The following is a 20,410-nucleotide window of genomic DNA, read 5'->3' on the forward strand; positions in this document are numbered from 1 at the left end:
CGTCAACCGAGCGCGGGTGCGCGGGCGGTGCGCATCAGGACCCAGCCGGGCAGCGCCATCAGGCCGAGCAGCGCAAGCCCCATCAGCAGTACGAACCAGTGGATCAGCGCGGCGTCCCCGCTGCCCAGCAACAGGCCCAGCCCGATCGCGGCCCCGAACCAGCCCGCCGACACGAGCCCCAGCCAGCCGCGCCGCCGAATCGCGAAGGCGATGTACCAGACGGTACCCTGAACCACGCACACCATCATCGGGTGGAACAGGAAGATGGTGAACTGCTGCAGTCGCCACGACACATAGCCGAAGACGATCGACGTGGTCATCGCGGCAAGGCCGGCACCGCCGAACGCGGCGTTCAGCGCGCGGGTCGCGACGCCGTGCTGGCTCTGCGCCTTGTCGCGCTGCATCAACACGATCAGCAGCGTGATGAAGATCACCGTGGGCAGCGCGCCGACCGCAAGCTGAAGCCAGTCGGGCGCGGGCACGCCCAGCGCGAACAGCCACTGTGCCATGCATTGCAGGCCGTAGCACAGGCCGCCGGCGACCAGCGCGCGCCCCAGCGACGCCTGCGCCTGGCCGCCTTCGGAGACGAGCGCGCGCACGAAGGCCAGGTCGTCGCGCGCGCGTTCGGTCGGGTCCCTCATGCCGTCTGCATCTCCAGTGCCGCCGCCTGCCGACGCCAGGGCAGCTTGCGTCCGTTCAGCCACGCGCCGATCCAGCTGTGACGAACCAGCAGGTGATAGCTGGCGATCAGGATAAGGGAAGACGCGGCAACCACGAGCGCCCATTTGATCAGTGCCGGCAGGGGAAGCGCGAACACCAGCACCTGCATCGCCATCACCACCGGCAGATGGACGATATAGACCCAGTAGGAAGCATCGGCGAGATAGCGAACCACCGGCCGCTCCCGCGTCAGGAAGCGAAGCGCCGCGCCGATCAGGCCGAAGGTCCAGCTCCACACCGCCAGCGCATAGCAGATCGCATAGATCGTCTTGTGCGACCTTCCGGCCACCGGGACGATCGGTGACGACTGGCCGAGCAGGGCGATACAGGCGATCGTCAGCAGGGCGGCCGCCACCAGATGGATCGGCCACCAGCGCTTGAACGAATCGAGCAGCACTGCCTGGCGCTGCAGCAGCCAGCCGAAGCCGAAGGCGACGCCATACCCCGTGAGCGCCGCCATATTGGGCACGAAGCCGGTGTCGGGCGTGGGGATCCCGCCCCAGCCGAACCAGACCGGCAATGCGGTCAGCGCGACCGCCAGCGGCGCAGCCAGCGCGACCGGCCCGATCGGGGTCGCGACCAGCGCGCGCATCGCTGCGTCGATCGGTCCGGAGAGCCGATGCCGGCGATCGACCGCTCCGGCCAGCCCACGGATCGCCAGGGCCGCGGCGTAGAAGAGCAGCAGCACATAGAGGAACCACAAATGGGTCAGCGGAAAGGTTGCCAGCGTCATTGGCGGCGGGGGCGGGGCGTTCACCGGCAGGGTGCCGCCGTTCATCGTCGCGGCCCCCCAGACGAAGCAGGCGACGAGACCCGCCATGATCAGCGGCCAGAAGGCGATCAGCGGCGCCAGGATGCGCGTCGCGCGATTGCGCACGAACCCGCCGACGCCGCGCCGCTCGACCAGCATTCGGCCGAAATAGCCGGCGATGACGAAGAACAAGGTCATGCGGAACAGGTGGGTGACGAAGCCGAACGTCGCCACCGCGTCGCTCGGCACGTCGCGCACCACCCAGATCTGCGGGCCGGGCAGGAAGGACAGGCTGGCATGGAACGCCACCCCCAGCATCAGTGCGCCGGCGCGTACCGCGTCCAGCGCATGGACCCGCTGTGTCGCGGGATTTCGGACAGTTTCGATCATTGCGGTCTCCCATATCCCGGGATCGCGCAGTCGATCGGCGCGGCACCGAGCGACTCCCAGTATACATCAACAGGTTTAAAATACAAACTGGTCTATCGTTACATGATTCAGCGCGTTGGTGCGTCGGCGCACAAAGCGCGGATTCTCGGGGTTTCGCGGATCAAGCTGAACGAAGCGCTCGCTCCCGACACACCTTGCGACAGAAAAACCGGTCGCGCGGCACAAGTCCGCGACATCGGCGTTCGATACCGTCATTCGACCGCAAAGGCGGTTCAGTATTGAGTGAGGAGACACACAATGAAGAAGTTCACCCTGATGCTCGCCGGCCTCGGCATCGCCGCCACCGCCATCCCCGCCACCGCCATGGCAGCGGCTCCCGCGCCGGGCTATGGCTACGCCCAGGGCGGCGCATGGCAGAACATCAATGCCCGCCAGGCCCGGATCGAGAACCGCATCAACCAGGGCATCCGCTCCGGCGCGCTGACCCGCCCCGAGGCTGCCCGCCTGCGCAACGAGTTCCGCGAGATCTCGCGTCTCGAGAACCGCTACCGCGCCTCGCGCCCCGGTCTGACCATGGCCGAGCGTCGCGACCTGGATCGCCGCTTCGACGCCCTCGAGCGCCGCATCCGCATCCAGAAGAACGATCGCGACCACCGCCGCGGCGGCTATCGCCGCTAATCTCGCCCCAGGGCGATACGCAGGAGGGCCTCGCCAGCAACGGCGGGGCCCTTTGCGTTCAGGGTCCGGGGATGCGCTCTAGGAGTTCTCGCCGCGATCGACCTGGAGTGGGAAGACCGGCTTGGCTAGTTCGCCAGCCGCAACAGGACCAGCAGGCCTCCGTCAGGATGATTGCTGACCGCCAACTCCCCGCCGGTCGCGCGCGCCTGCGCCTGGGCGATCGTCAGACCGATGCCCGTGATGATCTTTCGAAGTTCCTGGCTTCGCTTCAACCGATATGCAACAAGATGACGATCAAACTGGCTCGTGGGTCGAAAGACAATCACATGGATCGGAGAGATAAGTCATAATGTCGGGTATGTATAAGCCGATCATCGCGATATCGCTTATATCCGCTCCTGTCTGGGCGTGGCTGTCCTTCGAACGTTTGTTTTCGAGCTGCTATATCGATGATGGCTGCGGCAGGATCGACCCGTTCGTCCCGGTCATCGTCATCGTGTCAGCGATCGTCGCGGCGGTGCTGATGGGATGGCTGCTGACGATGGTTGGGAGAGCCGGTTTGAACGCCGTGGCTGGCAGGTCGGGATAGACCGGTCGGCGATGGCGGGCATCTTTGCCGTTGGGACACCGATCGCACGCTCCGCTCGATATATGAGGGACGGGCGCGCGCGGCAGACACCCGTCGACGATCACCGGGCAGAAATGACTTTCGGCGCCAGCCGCGGATTACGCCTCCGGATTTGCCGCTGTACCGCGTCGAAGCGGTCGATGGTTAACGCAAGCTTTAGGCGCGCTCAGCTGTCCGGCTTGGCGAGGTAGTCGGCGCGGAACGCGGTTGCGAAGCGGGTCAGCGTGCCGTCGCCGATCGCCGCGCGCAGGTCTGCCATCAGCGCCTGGTAGAAATAGAGATTATGCTCGGTCATCAGCATCGCGCCCAGGATCTCGCCTGCGCGGACCAGATGGTGAAGATAGGCACGGCTCGACGTCGCGCAGACCGGGCAGGCGCATGCCGGATCCAGCGGGCCGGTATCCTCGGCGAAGCGCGCGTTGCGGATGTTAATCGGGCCGGTGCGGGTGAACGCCTGGCCGGTGCGGCCCGACCGGGTCGGCAGCACGCAATCGAACATGTCGATGCCGCGCTCGACCGCGCCGACGATGTCGTCGGGCTTGCCCACGCCCATCAGATAGCGCGGCTTGGTGGCGTCGAGCTGGCCCGGCGCGAAGTCGAGCACGCCGAACATCGCTTCCTGGCCTTCGCCCACCGCCAGACCGCCCACCGCATAGCCGTCGAAGCCGATGTCGAGCAGCGCGTCGGCGCTCTCCTTGCGCAGATCCTGGTCGAGCGCGCCCTGCTGGATGCCGAACAGCGCGGCGCTCTCGGCATGGTCGTCGCCCGCGTCGAACGCGTCGCGCGAGCGCTTCGCCCATCGCATCGACCGCTCCATCGCCGCACCGCGTACCTCGCGGGTCGAGGTGGTCGGGACCAGCTCGTCGAACGCCATGACGATGTCCGATCCCAGCAGCCGCTGGATCTCCATCGACCGCTCCGGGCTGATCATGTGCCTCGTGCCGTCGAGGTGCGACTTGAACGAGACGCCCTCTTCATTGCGCTTGGTCAGCTCGGAGAGGCTCATCACCTGATAGCCGCCCGAGTCGGTCAGGATCGGCCGGTCCCAGCCCATGAACTTGTGCAGCCCGCCCAGCCGGTGGACGCGCTCCGCACTGGGGCGCAGCATCAGGTGGTAGGTGTTGCCGAGCAGGATGTCGGCGCCGCTGGCGCGCACGTCCTGCGGCTTCACCGCCTTGACGGTGGCGGCGGTGCCGACGGGCATGAAGGCCGGCGTGCGGATCGTGCCGCGGCGCATCGCGATTTCGCCGAGGCGCGCCTTGCCGTCGGTTGCGTGGATGGTGAAGTCGAAGCGGGGAGCCATGGCCGGCCCTTGCCCCGTTCGGGCGCGGAGCGCAACTTGGGGGCAGGCGTTGGAGGCGGCATGGCAGGCGGGAGCGAACCGGACGAGGGCAAGGCGCGCGACGCGGCGCTGCGCGAGATGGCGCGGCACCGCGGCTATCGCCTGGTCAAGTCGCGCCGCCGCAAACCGGGCGGCGATTTCGGCTGCTATGCGCTGCACGACGCGGACGGCCAGCCGGTGTTCGGGGTCGCGGATGGCGCGATGACCGCGAGCGCGGACGACATCGAGGGATTCCTGCGCGATGCGATCCGGGCGACCTGGAGCACGTCGGAAGCGACGACCAAGGCGCGGCCGGCGGCGAGGTCGAAGGCGAAGCCTGCTCCGGCGAAACCGAAGGCGAAGGCAGCGTCCGCGCCCAGCGAGAAAGCCGCTGCTAAGCCCAAGCCGAAACCGGCGCCGCCGCCCAAGCCGCGCTTCAAGCCCGAGGTCGCGAACCTGCTGACGAAGCTGCCAACCGCGAAGCCGGACGAGGATTTCGCTGAGTTGCTGACCCGGCCCGGCTTTCGGCTGGAGCGGATCGTGTCACGCGGCCAGGCGACGCCGGCGGACGCGCCGATGGTTCAGGACCGCGACGAATGGGTGGTCGTGCTCGAAGGCCGCGCGGGGCTGCGGATCGAGGATTCGGCCGAGGTCCAGCTGGGGCCGGGCGATCATCTGCGGATCGCGGCGGGGCAGAAGCATTGGGTGACCTGGACCGCGAAGGATCGCGCCACCGTCTGGCTGGCGCTGCACTTCGACTGAGCGGGGCTCAGCCGGCTTGCTGGCGTTCGAGATAGTCGAGAATGTCCTGCGGCTCGCGGAACAGCGCGTCGGGCCGGGCGTCGGCCAGCGCTTCCTCGGCGGCATAGCCCCACAGGACCGAGCCGACCTGCATGCCGACCTCGCGCGCCGAATCGACGTCGCGCGTCTCATCGCCGATCGCCAGTGCGTGGGCGGGGTCGACGCCGAGGCGGCGCAGCACCTTGCGGAACTTGGGCGCCTTGCCGAACAGCGACGAGCCGCAGGCGAAGCATTCGATCTGTGCGGCATGCTTGGCGCCCAGGATGCCGCGAGCGTTCGCCTCGGAATTCGAGGTGACCAGCGCGATGCGGATGCCCATCGCGCGGATCCGCTCGAGCAGGTCGGGGGTGCCGGGAAACAGCTCGATCCGGCCGACATTGCGGCCGACCAGGCGGCGGACATACCAGGCGAGCAGCGGCAACTTCCACCGCGCGATGCCGAGATACTCGATCACCTCGCGCGAGGTCTTGTGGCGCAGCATCTTCACCTCGTCGGGCGCGACGGTGCGAAAGCGGAACATGCGTGCGAGGTCGTCGATCACCGACAGGAACCAGTCACCGCTGTCCGACAGGGTTCCGTCGAAATCGAAGATGACGAGACGGACCGGCGGGCGGTCAGTCATGCTTGTGTCCGTGATGGTCATGACCGTGGCCGTGGCTGTGCGCGTGCGGTGCGGCCTTGATCGAGGCGCAGTCCGCGCCGTCGCCGTGCAGCCGGCACTCGGCGCCGTTGCCCAGTTCGATCTGGACGGTGGTGTGGTCGATGCGGAAGTCGTGCGCCAGCCGGTGCTGGAGGTCAGTGAGGAAATCGTCGCCGGGATGGCCGCCGGGCATGACGAGGTGCGCGGTCAGCGCCGCCTCGGTCGTGCTCATCGGCCAGATGTGGAGATCGTGGACGCGGGTGACGCCGGGAAGCGCGGCGAGCGCGGCGCGCACCTGGTCGGGATCGATGCCGGGCGGGACGGCGTTGAGCGCGAGGCGCAGCGATTCGCGGCCCAGGCCCCAGGTGCTCCACAGGATCACGACGACGATCACCAGGCTGATGACCGGGTCGATCCATGCCGCTTCGGTCGCCAGCATGATGGCGCCGCCGATGACCACGCCGGCGGAGACCGCGGCGTCGGCCATCATGTGGAGATAGGCGCCGCGGACGTTGAGGTCGTGCTGGCCCCGCATGAACAGGACGGCGGTGGTCAGGTTGACGAGGATGCCGGCCGCGGCGACGAGCATGACGGTGCCGCCGGGGACGGGCGGCGGGTTGCCGAGCCGCTGGACCGCCTCGAGCGAGATCGCGCCGACCGCGACCAGCAGCAGCAGCGCATTGGCGAGCGCGGCGAGGATCGAGGAGTTGCGCAGGCCATAGGTGTAGCGCGCGGAGGCGGGGCGCTTGGCCAGTTCGGCGGCGCCCCAGGCAATCAGCAGGCCGAGGACGTCGGACAGATTGTGCCCGGCATCGGCGAGGAGCGCGACCGAGTCGAAGATGAAGCCGGCCGCGCCCTCGATCGCGACGAAGCCCAGGTTGAGCAGCGTGCCGATGGCGAAGGCCCGACCGAAATCGGCGGGGGCGTGGCTGTGGTCGTGATGCGCTGCCATCGCGCGAGTCTTAGCGGGTCGGGGGCGGGTGATGCTAGGACATGGATCGCATTTATTGCAGGCGGCGCCGGCCGCCGCCGCGGCCGCCTTGGCCACGATCGGGCAGCGCCTGCGGCGTGCGCACGGTGACCAGTTCGGAGCGGACGATCACCCCGTCCTTGTCGGCATCGAAGCGATTGAAGAACAAGGTGAATCGCGCGCGCAGCTCGCCCAGGGTGATGCGGTTGTCGCCATCGGTATCGACCTCGAACGCGCCGGGCAGGGCGTTGCGATCGCCGAGCCACATCAGCGCCCAGTCGGAGAAGCCGATATAGCTGAGCGAGCCGCGGCCGGCGGTGTCGACCGCCTTGAAGCTTGCCTCGAGCCCGGCTTCGAACTCCGCTCGGGTGACGCGGGCGTCGCCGTCGCGGTCGAAGGCGGCGATCATCATTGCGACAGGCTCGACGATGATCGTGGGTGTCGGCTGGGGTGGGCGCTGGCCGGGGAGGGGGGTGGCGGGGGGCGGGGTGGGAGTGGTCTGCGCGAGCGCGGGCGCGGCGAGGAGGAGGCCGGCCAGGAGGGGGATGAGACGCATCGGGCAGGGAAACTCCGTGGCGGCCGGCGGAATCGCGGACACTGCGCCACCCTAACAGCGTTACTGTGTGGCGATTGCGTGGCGAACCGTTCTGCACGAACCGGTCCGAAACCGACCGTAAGAAAAATCCTATTCAATAGGCAATCATTGCCTATTGAACTATCTCGTATGGCGGCATAAATGCGTTTCATGTCGAAACCTAGTTCCAGCCCGCTCGAGTCGAGCCTGTTCGCGCTGACCAGCTCGCTCCAGCCCGCGCGCCGGGCCTGGACGCAGGAGATCACGCGCGCGCTGGAGCGGTTCGGCCTGGCGCTGCCGCTGGCGCTGGTCCTGGTGCTGCTGGGGCGCAAGCAGGCGGCGATGCGGCAGTCGGAACTGGCGGATGCGATCGGCGTGAATCCCGGCGCGATGGTCCGCACGCTGGACCAGGCCGAGAAGCTGGGCTTCGTCTACCGGCGCGGGGTCGAGGGCGATCGGCGCGCGAACGAGGTGCACATCACCTATAGCGGCTTCGACCTGGCCGAGCGGATGGAAGCGGCGCTGGCCGATCTGCGGATCGAGCTGCTGGGCGATTTGCCGCCGGCCGATGTCGAGGCGGCGGTGCGGGTGCTGGGCGAGATCGAGGCGCGGTGCGGCGGGACCAATGCGCGGTCGAGGACGATCGGATGAGCGACCGTTCGCGCAGCCCGGACGACTGGGAGGCCTATGTCGCCACGCTGAAGCCGCATGAGCGGCCGACGCTGGCGGGATCGCCGGCGACGCCCGACCATCCGCTGCGGCTGCGGCTGGCCTATGCCGCGGTCGGCACGCTGGTGACGCTGACCGGCGGGCTGGGCGCGGCGGTGATCCTGGCGAACCAGCAGAGCCTGGCCGGCAGCTACGGCGTGACCCAGGCCGAGGCGGCATGGGCGCCGGTGCTGTTCGTGATGACCAACGCGACCGCCAACCTCCTCCTGGTGCGGTTTCGCCAGCAATTCGGGCTGAGGCTGTTCAGCGAGATCATCCTGGTCGCGTTCGTCGCGGTGACGCTGGGCCACCTGCTGGCACCCGATTTCGAGACGTTGCTGGTGGCGCGCGCGATCGCGGGCATCTGTGCCACCGGACTGTCGACGCTGGGCATATTGTACATGATGCAGGTCTTCCCGCCGGCGCACCGGATCAAGGGGCTGATCCTGGCGGTGGGGCTGGCCGGCATCTCGGCGCCCGCGGCGCGGCTCTATTCGCCCGCGCTGATCGAATTCCATGGCTGGCAGGGGGTGCACTGGCTCGAGCTTGGGCTGGCGCTGTTGTCGCTGGCGGCGGTCTTCGCGCTGCGGCTGCCGCTGTCGGAGCGGTTCAAGGTGTTCCAGCCGCTCGACTTCCTGACGGTCGCGCTGTTCGCGCCGGGCATCGGCCTGTTGTGCGCGGTGCTGGGGCTGGGCCGGGTGCTGTGGTGGACCGAGGCGGCGTGGATCGGATGGGCGCTGGTCGGGGCGATCGTGCTGCTGTCCGCGAGCTTCCTGATCGAGCATGGCCGCAAGCGCCCGCTGATCGACCTGAGATGGGTGACCACCGGCGACATTGCGCGGATGGTGTTCGCGATCCTGGTGGTGCGCATCGTGCTGTCCGAACAGGTGACCGGCGCGGTCGGATTCCTCCAGACGATGGGGGTGGGGCCGGACCAGCTCCACGGGCTGTTCACCATCGTGCTGGTCGCGAGCGCGGCGGGCACGCTGGCCAGCGCGCTGACGGTCAATCTGCAGCGGCTGTACCTGCCGATCGCGATCGCGCTGACGATGATCGCAGTGGGTGCTGCGATCGACAGCCAGGCATCGGTGCTGACCCGGCCGCAGAACCTGTATCTGAGCCAGGCGCTGCTCGCCTTTGCCGCGGCATTGTTCATCGGGCCGACGCTGCTGCTCGGCTTCGGGCCGCTGATCGCGCGCGGCGCGCGGCATATGGTGAGCTTCATCGTCGCCTTCTCGACCATGCAGAACCTGGCCAGCCTGGCCGGATCGGCGCTGGTCGGCAGCGTCGAGACGATCCGCGCGCGCGAACATGCCAACCACCTGGCCGAGACGATCGGCGCGGGCGACCCGTTGGTGGTGCAGCGGCTGCAGCAGCTGGGCGGCGCCTATGCCCACACGATCGGCGACCCCGCGCTGCGCCAGGCGAGCGGCTTTGCCCTGCTCCAGCAGCAGGTGGCGCAGCAGGCAGCGGCGCTCGCCTATAACGATATCTTCCAGATGATTGCCGTCATCGCCGCGATCGGCGCGGTGTGGATGGCGTTCGAGCATCTGCGCCGGCGCCCCGCGCCGGCCGCGGCCAAACCCACGGACTGACACCATGAGCGAACCGACCGACCCCGTTCCCGCGCCCGCGCCCGCACCCCGGCCCGCGACACCGGCCCCGACCCCCGCCCAGCCAGGGGCAGGGGAGAGGCCCGCGGCCGTGCCCGCGCCCGTGCCTACACCCACAACCGCACCCGAGCCCGTGGCACAGGCAGTGCCGCCGGTGCCCCTTGCATCCCCGGCACCGCCAGTGGCCCCTGCGCCCGCGGCTCCGGCGGCGGCCGACCGGCCCGAGCGCGAGACGCCCGACGAGGAGCGGCGCTATGGCCGGCTGGCATGGCGGGTGGCGCTGGTGCTGATCGCGCTGGCCGGCGTGCTGCTGGTGCTGCGCGCCTGGGAGCTGCCGCCCTTCGCCGGCGATACCGAGCGGACCGAGAATGCCTATGTCCGCGGCCAGGTGACGGTGATCAGCCCGCAGGTGACGGGCTATGTCACCAAGGTGGCGGTGCAGGATTACGAGACGGTGCGCGCCGGCCAGGTGCTGGCGACGATCGACGACCGCATCTATCGCCAGCGGGTGGAGCAGGCGACCGCCGACCTGCACGCGGCACAGGTGGCGCTGGCCAACAGCAGCCAGACCCAGGCGAGCGCGCGCGGCGACGTGGCGCAGCGCAAGGCGACGATCGCCGGCGCCGAGGCCGAGCTGGCGCGTGCCCGGTCCGAGGCGGCGCGGTTCGAGAAGCTGGCCAAGGAAGGATGGGTGACGCGCAACCAGCTGGACACGGTGCGCGCCGCGCGCCTGTCGGCCGAGGCGGCGCTGGCCCAGGCGCGCGCATCCGAAGGCGTGGCCGAAACCGGCGTGACCAGCGCGGTGGTGGGCCGCGGATCGCTGGAGGCGGCGGTGGAGAATGCGCAGGCCAAGCTGAAGCTGGCGCAGATCGACCTGGACAATACCCGCATCCGCGCCCCGCGCGACGGCCGGCTGGGCGAGGTGACCGTGCGCCAGGGCCAGCAGGTGGCGGTGGGCACCCAGATGACGACGCTGGTCCCCGATCAGCTGTGGGTGGTCGCGAACCTGAAGGAGACGCAGATGAAGAATGTCCGCGTCGGCCTTCCCGTGACGTTCAGCGTCGACGCGCTGGGCGGGCGCAAGCTGACCGGCAAGGTCGAGCGCATCTCCCCCGCGACGGGATCCGAGTTCAGCGTGATCCGCAGCGACACCGCCGCGGGCAACTTCATCAAGATCGCCCAGCGCGTATCGGTGCGCATCGCGATCGATCCGGGCCAGGCGGGGGTGGAGCAGCTGCGGCCTGGGCTGTCGGTGGTGGTGCGGGTGGATACGGAGTGAGGGACGGGGTGGGGGTTGGTCGGGTGGGCTGATCGCCGGCGGGGCGGCCGGGGCTGCGGCGCTTGCGATTGCTGTCGGTGGTTCGGCGGATCGGGCGTAGAAGCTGTCGGCGATGACACGGCGTTTCCTGAACTGGGCGGCCGGCCTGATCGGCTTCGCGCCCGCGCCGAAACGGCCCGAGGCGCGGCTGACGGAGGCGCAGGTGCTGGAGATTGCGCGGGAGGCTCTGGCGGGGGATGGCTTCTGGGCGGAGACGCCGCTGGTAGTCTGGGATGTTGCGGACACCGAGGATGGCGTGGTGTGGTTTCTCGATAGCGCCACCCGCGGGTCCGGGGTTTCGCTTCAGGTGGCAGACGCGGATGGGCGGGTGATCGAGGTCTTGCGGAGGTCGGGGCGGTAACATGCCGGCTGGACGGCTCTAGTCGACATGGCCGATATGCTAAGGGATGAATATGGCCAAGACCTCGAAGACCTCTGGCACGCTAGTTCGGGCACGGACTCGACTGCCTCACCAAAGTCGAAGCCCAGAACCTATGTCGTCAGCACTCCGTTGCCGCCATCGAGGATTTCCTGGCTCAGGCAGCAGTCGAAGCACGTGGCCGCGGTCTCGCACCGGCGGTTGTATGACAGCTGACCCGGCTGATTGAACGGGCGGCAGGCTGACAGCCCCATGCCGAGCGCCTTTCTCCCCCGGCGGGATCCGGGTTGAGCGTGATCCGCAGCGACACTGCCGCGGGCAACTTCAAAGATCGCCCAGCGAGTATCGGTACGCGCACCTCGACCCTACGGTCGAAAGGGGTGACGTAGAGGTCGCTGGCTCACGAAGAATGGACTGCTCGATTTTACCTATTCCCGAATGCGACAACGACCGGCTAAGTCATGCAGCCGTGACTGGTACGGTAATTGATCTTTTTTGTGGCTCGGGCGGCGTGACCGCCGGGCTCAAGGTGGCGGGATGGAGAATCCTTGCAGCCGTCGACAACGACCCTGTCGCGGCGAGAACGTACCGTGCGAACCATCCTGAGGTCGTCCTGCTCGAGGAGGACATCCGCGACGAGGGCATCGGTGCCCGACTGGGAGTGGCAATAGGACATGCCCCGGTAGACCTGATGGTCGTCTGTGCGCCCTGCCAGCCCTTCAGCAGTCAGAACAGGAGTGGAAAAGCTGACAGCCGCGATCAGCTGATTGTGCGCTCGGTTGCGCTGCTGGAGCTCATCCAACCGCGCATCGTATTCTTCGAGAACGTTCCTGGGCTGGCTTCCCCGCGGCACTCGGCGATACTCCATGAGCTCACGGATCAGATGGCCGGGCTTGGCTACCACCTCTCGGGCCCTCTGGTCAGGGATGCCGCAGACTTCGGCGTTCCCCAGCGACGCCGACGTTGCATCATGCTGGCCTCCCGCTGCCGCGAGGCGGTTGAGTTGTTCAAGGCGCTTGACCTTTCTGCCCCGCGCAAATCGGTGCTGGAGGCTATCGGCGATCTCTCCCCGCTCGGCCCAGGCGAGCAATCCCGGACCGATCCGCTGCACCGCGCCCGCCGGCACAGTCCATTGGCTCTCCAGCGGCTACGGGCGATTCCAAGGGATGGTGGCAGTCGCCGCAGCCTTCCGCCCGCCCTACGGCTGGCTTGCCATTCGGAAGACGGTTCCTTTCCAGATGTGTACGGACGCATGTCTTGGTCGACCGTCGCCCCGACCCTCACGACAGGGTGCACCGACGTAACCAAGGGTCGTTTCGCGCACCCTGATCAGGATCGGTCTATTACACCCCGAGAAGCGGCGCGGCTGCAGACATTCCCGGACGAGTACGTCTTCATAGGGAACTCGACCCAGCTAGCCCGGCAGATCGGCAATGCGGTCCCGCCATTGATGATCACCGAGCTCGCCCGTGGTTTCCGGGCAGCGCTCGATCTGTCGGTCGAATGCTGACCAAACTAACAGCAGTTTCCGCAGGATGAGCCGACAGCTCTCGCGTGACACTTGCCTGGAGCTGGACCTACGTCGATGTCCTCATCGTTTCGGTGAGCGCTTGCGGATGCACTACCCGTTTTGGTCGAGCCCGGCTCCCTTTGGCATTGCCTTCCCCCGGCACCGCTTGGCGGTATTCATCGACGGTTGTTTCTGGCACGGTTGCCCGGAGCACGGGAGAGTTTCTGCATTCAACAGCAGTTGGTGGGCGGCAATGCTAGAAGGGGATGGGTCACGGGATGCAGCGACCGACAATCATCTGTGTGCTAGGTACTGGACGGTGATCCGACTATTGGAGCATTTCTCGGTTGGCGAGATGATGAGTGTCGTCCTGGTCGCCACAGCGAACCTGCGGGACGAGCAGGAGAGGCACTGAGTGGCAAAGGTTAGGGTCAGGGCTCGCGCCGTCGATATGCTGGGGCGCCAGCAGATCGCCGGCATACCGACTGCCATCCACGAACTCTTTAAAAACGCTCACGACGCCTATGCGCACCTCGTCCGCGTAGACTACATCCATTCGTTGGATTTGCTGCTCCTGCGCGACGACGGGCTCGGTATGAGTGCCGAAGACTTCGAGACGAAGTGGCTGACGCTCGGTACCGAGAGCAAGGTTTTTGAGAACGATCCCAATCGTGCGGTTTGGACCGGCCCCGAGGGTCTTCCCCGTCGGACCAGTCTCGGTGAGAAGGGGATCGGGCGCCTCGCAATCGCTGCCATTGGGCCACAGGTGCTCGTCTACAGTCGAGCCGTCCGGAAGGACGCGAACCCCGACCCCGTTCTCGGGTTCGTAAACTGGTCGTTGTTCGAGCAGCCAGGGTTAGACCTGGATCGTATTGAGATTCCGATGCTCACTCTGTCCGGCGGTCGGAGACCAACCGAAGAGGACATCGCTGGTCTGATCGCCGCCGCAGCACGCAACCTGGATGAACTCGATGACGTTATCGGCGGAGAGACGAGAGGCTTCATCCGCCGCGAACTTGATGCCTTCGCCTTCGATCCTGGCACCATCTACGCAGCGTTGGGGCCTTCTGCGCTGGATGAAAGATCCTACGGCACCCACTTCATTGTGAAGCCAACCAGTCCCGAGCTGGTCATGGACCTCATCGTCAACCAAACGATTACCGGCGCGGACGGGGTGACTTCGCTCGAACGCTATCTTCTGGGATTTGGCAACACCATGCGGGGTGAGGCGGCCGCTCCGCCGATCACAGCCGAGTTCTGGGAGCACCGCGCAGATGGCTCAAGTGAGGACCTGATTGGACCCCGCAGCTTCTTCACACCGGATGAGTTCGGATCCGCAGATCACCATGTTGAGGGTACCTTCGACGAGTTTGGCACCTTCCGAGGTACCGTGCGGATCTACGGCACCGTCGATCACGAGTTCGTGGTCGCACCTCCCTCCGACCTACGGGGAGGCACCGCGTGCGGGCCCTTTGCGATCAACTTTGCCTACGTCCAGGGCGCCGCCCGCGACACCCGCATGCCCTTGGACGAGTGGAAGAGACTGACTGACAAATGCGATCGTATTGGTGGTCTTTACATCTACCGCGACGGCATCCGTGTCCTCCCCTACGGCAACTCCGATAACGACTGGCTCAACATCGAACGGCGGCGGACCTTAGCCGCCAAGGACTGGTTCTTCTCCTACCGACGGCTGTTCGGGGCGGTGGAAATAACCCACCGCGACAACGGGAGCCTCGTCGAGAAGGCGGGGCGTGAGGGCTTCCGCCAGAACCGCGCGTACCGGCAGTTCGCGACACTAATTGAGGAACTCTTCAAGCGGCTAGCGACCGATTTCTTCCGTGAAAACGCGCGGCTCACCACGGATTTCAACCAGATCCGCGCCATCAAGCAGCGCGAGTACGAACTGCTTCAAAAGCGGGCAAAGCAGGTGGCTGGCCTGCGCCGGACATTCGACCGCTCGCTGGAGAGGTTCTTCGAACAGGCGAGGGCCGGTGTCTTTTCAAACCGTTGCGAAGACATCCGCGAGGAGTTCAATCGCAGGGTGTCGGCTATCAAGAACAACCCCGATCCCGTCGAAGCCGGCGACCAACTTCTAAGGCTCGAGAGTGAGATACGAAGCGCTCTCGCAGGCGTCGAGGGGGCGATGGGGGTTACCCGACCTAGGGCGTTCGGGCTGAACAAGCGCCAGAAGCAGGACTGGGAAGCGTACGGCGCTGAGAGAAGGCGTCAGCTGGTCGATAACGTCGAGCCCCTTCGTGAGCACATTGCTGAGGTGGTGCGGGAGATGGCGGAAGCAGGAGAGGTCCGGTTTGAGCTCCGCCTTCGTCTCGATCAGCCCGTCGAGGAGGAGAGCGAGACCGCGCTTTCAGCCGTGGGCAGCGCTCGCCGCTCAACGTCGACTGCGCTCATCGAATTCGAGAAGCAGATCAGGGCTACGATAAATTCAAGCTGGACGAGCCTCGGTCGTCGGGTGGAAACCGTGAAGGCGGATCTGGCCCGTACCAACGTCGCGGAGCTCGATGCGGCGGAGCTCGAGCGGCGCAGGGACCGCTTAATCTCGGACATCAGGGAAACCAGCGAACGCTCGCTCCGCCTGATGCAGGGTCTGGATGTACAGCTGAGCTCGATACTCACTGCTTTGGGCGATGACATGCTTACGGTGGACGTTACTGCCGCGCTGGAAAGTGAAAACGATGACTTGAAGGCACAAGTCGATCAATATGCCGATCTCGCGCAGGTTGGCATGGCACTCGGACTGGTACAGCACGAGTTTACAGGACAGGTCCGGAACATTAACCGCGGGTTGGATGCATTGCGTCCTTGGGCCGACCGTAACAAGTCGCTCGAGGGTTTGTACTCACGCCTGCGGATTAGCTTTGAGCACTTGGAGTCCTATTTGCAGCTATTTGTGCCGCTCAATCGGCGCCTAAGTCGCAGCCGTGTTGAGGTCAGTGGGTCCGAGATCGAGGAGTTTGTCAGAACGATCTTTGAGCCCCGCCTGGAACGGCATGCCGTCACATTGCTAGCCACCTCCGAATTCCGGACCCATACCATGGTGGCGTATCCCTCCACGCTGATGCCGGTGTTCGTGAACGTGGTGGACAATGCCGTCCACTGGCTTGGCACGCTTCGCGATGGAAACCGGGTGATCACCTTGGATGCGGGGCCTGAAGGCTTTCTCATCGGCAACACAGGTCCTGGCATCGATGAGCGCGATGCCGAACGGATTTTTCAGTTCGGTGAAACCACCAAGCCGGGAGGGCGTGGCATGGGGCTATACCTCTCACGTGAGGCCCTCAAGAGAGAGGGGATGGACATCCGCCTGTCGCGTGTAGGAGCCGGACAGCACCCGCTGTTCCTCATCACGCCACCGGCCATTGAAGCGTCGGAGGGGTGATGACTGAGGTTCTGGACTTTCCTTCAATCTGCCTCGGAGTGACGAAGGACTTCTTACGCACCGCAATCCTTATCGACGACGAAGCCTTCGTCGATCGTGAGATTCCGCCACTACATGAGCCGTTAAGCGAGCCGGTTTTTTTAGGGGCGGGGGCAGCCGAGCCCAGGCGGAGTGAACAGGATACCAGTGCTGAACTGGTAGCCGGTGGTGTGCGGTCCGCGAACGCGGGCGAAGGGGAGCGATCGTCCGACGTCGATCTGAAGCCGCTGGCCGACGCTTTCCTCGATCATCGCATCATCTGTGCCGTCCTGAAGCCTGCGCAAAAGGATGAGGATGACGCGATCGTCCAGCGGGCGACGACGGCCTGCACGAACGCTGACATCGTCATTCTTGACTGGTTCCTTCGTAAAGGCAACGCTGACCTGTCTCAGCGCGCTCTCATCGATCTGCTCCGGCAGGACCGCGAGCAGAATGGTCGCATGCGTCTCGTGATCGTCTACACCAGTGCCATCCCCCTAATAGATCGTCGGAGCGACCTAGAGAGCCGCCTGCAGGCAGAAGAATTTGCGTTCGAACGACTAGATGGCTCCCAGCCCACCCTGAAGGTCGGCTCGACTCGTATCGTATTCGCGGAGAAGAGTTGGGGAAAGGAGGGCACCAAGGTTGCTGATCTTCCAATGCTGGCGATCACCGAGTTCGCAAAAGAAACGCAAGGATTGATGCCCGCTTTCGCAGTGTCGGCCGTGGCAGCGCTTCGTGATGGCACGCATCATATTCTATCGTTGTTTCGGAAAAATCTCGATCCCGCTCTGCTAGGGCATCGCATGGTTCTCCGTGAACCATCAGACACGGGCGAATTCCTGCTTAGTGTCCTACTGCTCCAGATGAAGGGTTTTCTCACGCGAAACCCCGAGCTGGATAAGGTGCTCAGCCCCGGCACAATTTCAGCCTGGTTCGATCACTATGAGAAGGGTGCGTTGGGGACCTTCCTCGGCGAGCATCACATCCCTGCCAACGACGCAAGAGCGAGCCTTACTGACGGTGACGCAAAGACCAAGGTTCAGGGGAATGAAAAGGTCAAGCTCTTGCACCGCGGTCTGTACCTTACTGAAGGTCCCTCTGATGGCATCGAGCAGGAAAGGGCTTCCGAGTTGGCTCGTCTCAGTTCGCACGCGCGAGAGGCCGAGGGATTTACCCCGTCTCCTGCCGGGTGGGCTCCTCACCTCACTATTGGTTCGATCGTGTGGATGAGACCTGACAACGCGGAGCTTGGCACATACATGCTTTGCACTCAGCCCATCTGCGATACCGTTCGCCTTGAGAAGAATACGTTCTTCTCTTTCACGACGCTGACACCGTCGGGTCAGGGTGAGGACTTCTGGCTGGTGGTCCGGGACAATAAGCAGCACGTAAAACTGAGAATGAACCTTCTGACTGCAGCCTCCACACGACATTTTGCCGGCTTCAAACCGAACGGCGAATCTCAAAAGATCACTGCGGGGTTCGAGCCGGAGACTGGCAAGTTCGTCTTTGAGGACCTTAGCGGAATGAAATACACTTGGATTGCAGACCTAGATCAGCTCAAGGCGCAACGAGCGGCAGGTGAGATGGCCAGCGCTCTTGGGCGGGTTGGTCTTGATGAATATGAATGGCTTAGACGGGGCGGAAACCTGAAGGGGTAAGAGCTCACCGGCTCGTCCAGTGCAACTCGGTAGCTGAACCTACGCCTGATTCGGGAGTGCTCGTAGATGCCCTGAACTCCCGAAACCGGTTCTTAGCGGTTCCTCGGTCCTCCTGAACGAATGTCCGCTTCCCGTAAGCGTGGCCTGAAGGCCGCCTTGTCAGGCGGATTTCTTGGCCTGTGAGGCTTTTCCGGCGGCGCGTCGTTTGGCGATGGCGCCGATAGCGAGCTTTGCGTCGAGTTCGTCGATCGTATCGGGATCGAAGGCGTGGCCATAGCAGCCACGGTGCCACTCGGTGGCGTCCTTGTGCTCGGGGTGTTTGGGATTGGCGATGGCATCGAGGAACGCCTCGAACCCGGGCGTACCGCCGCAGTCCTCAGGCGGAGCGCGGCGCTCGCCGTCGACATATCGGGGATATTTGGTTGCGGGCTGCCCGTCTTCTATCGCTTCGACGGTGACGATGTGCTCCCAGCTGTCACCCATGTCGTAGGTGTAGAGGAAGCGGCGGACTCCGCGGTCGAGCAGGGTCTTGAGCTTGGTGTTCTTCGCCGCGAACAGGCTGTCGTCCTTCCACTCGGGGTCGGGCACCCCGTAACGCCTGTCGTCGGCCTCGAACTCCCAGAGATGATAGTCGAGCCAGCCCATCGCGCCCTGGACGACGTCGTGGAGCATCTTGAGGTTGGCGTCGACGGGCACCTCGACGCGGCGCCAGATGAGCGGGTTGGTATCGGCGAGCGCGACGTGCAGGCGCGCGATGGTCTCGGTCATGCCGCCATGCTGACTGGGGTGCCGCCGGCTGTCCAGTTCCAGGGCATGAGTTCGTCCCAGCGCGAGGCCGGCCAGCCTGAGGCGATCTTCTCGATGACGTCGGCAATATAGGCCTGCGGCTCGAGGCCGTTGAGCTTCGCCGTCTCGATGACCGAGTAGAGCGCGGCGGCACGCTCGCCGCCCGCCTTGGAGCCGGCGAACAGCCAGTTCTTGCGTCCGATGGCGACGGCGCGCATCGCGCGCTCGGCGATGTTGTTGTCGATCTCCGCCGCGCCCTCGTCGAGGAAGCGAGTGAGCGCATCCCAGCGTCTGCGGCCATAGGCGAGCGCCTTAGCCATTGCCGATCTGGGCGACAGGCGGCACAGCGCATCGTCGATGGCGGCGCGCAGCTGCTCGATCTGCGGCCGGCTTCGTTCCTGCCGGTGCCGCCGGCGGACATCGGGCGGGCTTCCCCGGATCGCCTCCTCGACCCGGTAGAGCCCGGCGATCCGTTCGAGCAGGTCCGCGGTGAGCGGCGTCGGGCTGGTCTGGTGGCACTCGAAGATCTTGCGCCGGAAGTGCGCCCAGCAGGCGACCTCGCGTACCCGGCCGTTCGCGTAGAGCCGGTCATAACCGGCATAGCCATCGGCCTGGAGCAGACCGGCAAAGCGCTTGAGCTCGGTCTGCGGATGGATGCCGCTGCGGTCGGGCGTGAACCGGTACCAGACCAGCGCCGGCCCGACGCCGCCCGATGCGCGGTCGTCGACGACATAGGTCCACAGCCGCGCCTGCGCGGTCTTGCCCTTGCCGGGCACCAGCATCGGCACGGGCGTGTCGTCGGCGTGGAGCTTGCCGGCCTTGAGACCTTCGTCGCGGATGCGCGCGACGATGGGATCGAGCAGCTGGGCGGCCTGGCCCGCCCATCCGGCCAGCGTCGAGCGATCGATCTCGATCCCTTGCGCCGCCATCATCTCGGCCTGGCGGTAGAGCGGCAGGTGATGGTCGAACTTGTTCACCACCACATGGGCGAGCGTGGCGAAGCTGGCCTTGCCGCGCGCGGCCGCCTTGGCCGGAGCCGGCGCCTGGACGATCCGCTCGCACGACCGGCAGCTGTACTTGGGCCGCAGCGTGCGGATCACGTGCCACTGTACCGGCACCACGTCGAGCATCTCGTCGCTGTCTTCCCCAAGCGGGCGCAGCGTACCGCCGCAATCGGGGCAGGTGCAGCTTCCCGCTTCGGGCTCGATCCGGCGTTCGACGCGGGGAAGGTGATCGGGAAGCCGGCGGATCGGCGCGGGACGTTCGCCGCGGGTTGCCGTCGCCGGCTTGCCGGCAGCAACGGCCTCGGCCTCGCCTTCCAGCTCTTCGAGTGCCAGCTCGAGCTGCTCGATCTGGAGCGCGAGCTTCTCCGAAGACTGGCCGAATGCCATCCGCTTGAGTTGGGCGAGCTGGAACCGCAGCGTCTCGATCAGCGTGTCACGCGCGGCCAAAGCGGCTTCGAGCTCGGCGATCCGGGCATCCTTGTCGATGGGAGAATAGGCTCGATCCGACACGATGAATCCTTACCGGATGCGCCAGTC

20 protein-coding genes are annotated in these 20,410 nt (G+C 65.9%); 11 read left to right on the forward strand and 9 right to left on the reverse strand.

Translation table 11 applies throughout. From position 1 onward, the window contains the following. Nucleotides 1–2 precede the first annotated feature (2 nt). Together ACZ1H8_RS13760 and ACZ1H8_RS13765 are read right to left on the reverse strand one after the other, a co-directional pair. Entirely contained in the window at nt 3–641 is a 639-nt protein-coding gene (locus ACZ1H8_RS13760) for a hypothetical protein (protein WP_465177737.1), read from the reverse strand. Further along, on the reverse strand, nt 638–1,861 hold the full coding sequence (locus ACZ1H8_RS13765) for an acyltransferase family protein (RefSeq protein ID WP_465177738.1): 1,224 nt from the start codon (nt 1,859–1,861) through the stop codon (nt 638–640). Before ACZ1H8_RS13765 ends, ACZ1H8_RS13760 begins: the two co-directional genes overlap by 4 nt. Nucleotides 1,862–2,158: 297 nt before the next feature. On the opposite strand from ACZ1H8_RS13765, the gene ACZ1H8_RS13770 reads away from it, so the two are divergent. Continuing rightward, nucleotides 2,159–2,539, forward strand: a complete 381-nt coding sequence (locus ACZ1H8_RS13770) for a hypothetical protein (protein ID WP_465177739.1) — start codon at nt 2,159–2,161, stop codon at nt 2,537–2,539. A 125-nt stretch (nt 2,540–2,664) separates the two neighbouring features. On the opposite strand, the gene ACZ1H8_RS13775 is transcribed toward ACZ1H8_RS13770, so the two are convergent. After that, nucleotides 2,665–2,811 (reverse strand): ATP-binding protein, encoded by a 147-nt coding sequence (locus tag ACZ1H8_RS13775; protein WP_181402008.1) that lies wholly within the window; start codon nt 2,809–2,811, stop codon nt 2,665–2,667. Between the two features lie 86 nt (nt 2,812–2,897). Here ACZ1H8_RS13775 and ACZ1H8_RS13780 point away from each other — a divergent pair, with 86 nt between their 5' ends. Next, nucleotides 2,898–3,128 carry a hypothetical protein gene (locus ACZ1H8_RS13780; protein WP_465177740.1) on the forward strand — a complete coding sequence of 77 codons (231 nt, stop codon included), beginning with the start codon at nt 2,898–2,900 and terminating at the stop codon, nt 3,126–3,128. Between the two features lie 205 nt (nt 3,129–3,333). Here ACZ1H8_RS13780 and tgt read toward each other — a convergent pair whose 3' ends face one another. Further along, the gene (gene tgt / locus ACZ1H8_RS13785; protein WP_465177741.1) at nt 3,334–4,470 is read right to left on the reverse strand and encodes a tRNA guanosine(34) transglycosylase Tgt; all 1,137 of its coding nucleotides are present in this window, start codon (nt 4,468–4,470) and stop codon (nt 3,334–3,336) included. A 60-nt stretch (nt 4,471–4,530) separates the two neighbouring features. Here tgt and ACZ1H8_RS13790 point away from each other — a divergent pair, with 60 nt between their 5' ends. Continuing rightward, nucleotides 4,531–5,250 carry a cupin domain-containing protein gene (locus tag ACZ1H8_RS13790; protein WP_465177742.1) on the forward strand — a complete coding sequence of 240 codons (720 nt, stop codon included), beginning with the start codon at nt 4,531–4,533 and terminating at the stop codon, nt 5,248–5,250. A 7-nt stretch (nt 5,251–5,257) separates the two neighbouring features. Here the strand turns inward: ACZ1H8_RS13790 and ACZ1H8_RS13795 are convergent, their stop codons facing one another. From ACZ1H8_RS13795 to ACZ1H8_RS13805, 3 genes are read right to left on the reverse strand one after another with little or no spacing between them, the layout of a single operon-like run. Then, the gene (locus ACZ1H8_RS13795; RefSeq protein WP_465177743.1) at nt 5,258–5,911 is read right to left on the reverse strand and encodes an HAD hydrolase-like protein; all 654 of its coding nucleotides are present in this window, start codon (nt 5,909–5,911) and stop codon (nt 5,258–5,260) included. Beyond that, entirely contained in the window at nt 5,904–6,881 is a 978-nt protein-coding gene (locus ACZ1H8_RS13800; RefSeq protein ID WP_465177744.1) for a cation diffusion facilitator family transporter, read from the reverse strand. Before ACZ1H8_RS13800 ends, ACZ1H8_RS13795 begins: the two co-directional genes overlap by 8 nt. 52 nt (nt 6,882–6,933) lie before the next feature. Then, nucleotides 6,934–7,455, reverse strand: coding sequence for an EF-hand domain-containing protein (locus ACZ1H8_RS13805; RefSeq protein WP_465177745.1), 522 nt, complete (start codon nt 7,453–7,455; stop codon nt 6,934–6,936). Nucleotides 7,456–7,644: 189 nt separating this feature from the next. Here ACZ1H8_RS13805 and ACZ1H8_RS13810 point away from each other — a divergent pair, with 189 nt between their 5' ends. From ACZ1H8_RS13810 to ACZ1H8_RS13845, 8 genes are all read left to right on the forward strand, one after another. Beyond that, entirely contained in the window at nt 7,645–8,124 is a 480-nt protein-coding gene (locus tag ACZ1H8_RS13810; RefSeq protein WP_465177746.1) for a MarR family winged helix-turn-helix transcriptional regulator, read from the forward strand. After that, the gene (locus tag ACZ1H8_RS13815; RefSeq protein WP_465177747.1) at nt 8,121–9,776 is read left to right on the forward strand and encodes an MFS transporter; all 1,656 of its coding nucleotides are present in this window, start codon (nt 8,121–8,123) and stop codon (nt 9,774–9,776) included. The genes ACZ1H8_RS13810 and ACZ1H8_RS13815 overlap by 4 nt, the downstream gene beginning before the upstream one ends. 199 nt (nt 9,777–9,975) lie before the next feature. Further along, entirely contained in the window at nt 9,976–11,073 is a 1,098-nt protein-coding gene (locus ACZ1H8_RS13820; RefSeq protein WP_465177748.1) for an HlyD family secretion protein, read from the forward strand. A gap of 112 nt (nt 11,074–11,185) precedes the next feature. After that, the gene (locus ACZ1H8_RS13825) at nt 11,186–11,473 is read left to right on the forward strand and encodes a hypothetical protein (protein ID WP_465177749.1); all 288 of its coding nucleotides are present in this window, start codon (nt 11,186–11,188) and stop codon (nt 11,471–11,473) included. Nucleotides 11,474–11,900: 427 nt separating this feature from the next. Further along, complete coding sequence (locus ACZ1H8_RS13830; protein ID WP_465177751.1) at nt 11,901–13,001, forward strand: DNA cytosine methyltransferase; 1,101 nt, start codon at nt 11,901–11,903, stop codon at nt 12,999–13,001. Between the two features lie 25 nt (nt 13,002–13,026). After that, nucleotides 13,027–13,416 carry a hypothetical protein gene (locus ACZ1H8_RS13835; protein ID WP_465177752.1) on the forward strand — a complete coding sequence of 130 codons (390 nt, stop codon included), beginning with the start codon at nt 13,027–13,029 and terminating at the stop codon, nt 13,414–13,416. 36 nt (nt 13,417–13,452) lie between these two features. Further along, nucleotides 13,453–16,401 carry an ATP-binding protein gene (locus ACZ1H8_RS13840; protein ID WP_465177753.1) on the forward strand — a complete coding sequence of 983 codons (2,949 nt, stop codon included), beginning with the start codon at nt 13,453–13,455 and terminating at the stop codon, nt 16,399–16,401. Beyond that, the gene (locus ACZ1H8_RS13845) at nt 16,401–18,083 is read left to right on the forward strand and encodes a response regulator receiver domain (RefSeq protein ID WP_465177754.1); all 1,683 of its coding nucleotides are present in this window, start codon (nt 16,401–16,403) and stop codon (nt 18,081–18,083) included. Before ACZ1H8_RS13840 ends, ACZ1H8_RS13845 begins: the two co-directional genes overlap by 1 nt. Nucleotides 18,084–18,242: 159 nt before the next feature. Here ACZ1H8_RS13845 and ACZ1H8_RS13850 read toward each other — a convergent pair whose 3' ends face one another. Continuing rightward, nucleotides 18,243–18,851, reverse strand: a complete 609-nt coding sequence (locus ACZ1H8_RS13850) for a plasmid pRiA4b ORF-3 family protein (protein WP_465177755.1) — start codon at nt 18,849–18,851, stop codon at nt 18,243–18,245. Continuing rightward, the gene (gene tnpC, locus ACZ1H8_RS13855) at nt 18,848–20,383 is read right to left on the reverse strand and encodes an IS66 family transposase (RefSeq protein ID WP_465177756.1); all 1,536 of its coding nucleotides are present in this window, start codon (nt 20,381–20,383) and stop codon (nt 18,848–18,850) included. The genes ACZ1H8_RS13850 and tnpC overlap by 4 nt, the downstream gene beginning before the upstream one ends. Nucleotides 20,384–20,410 lie beyond the last annotated feature (27 nt).

The organism is Sphingomonas sp. BL-S-25, assembly GCF_055521555.1.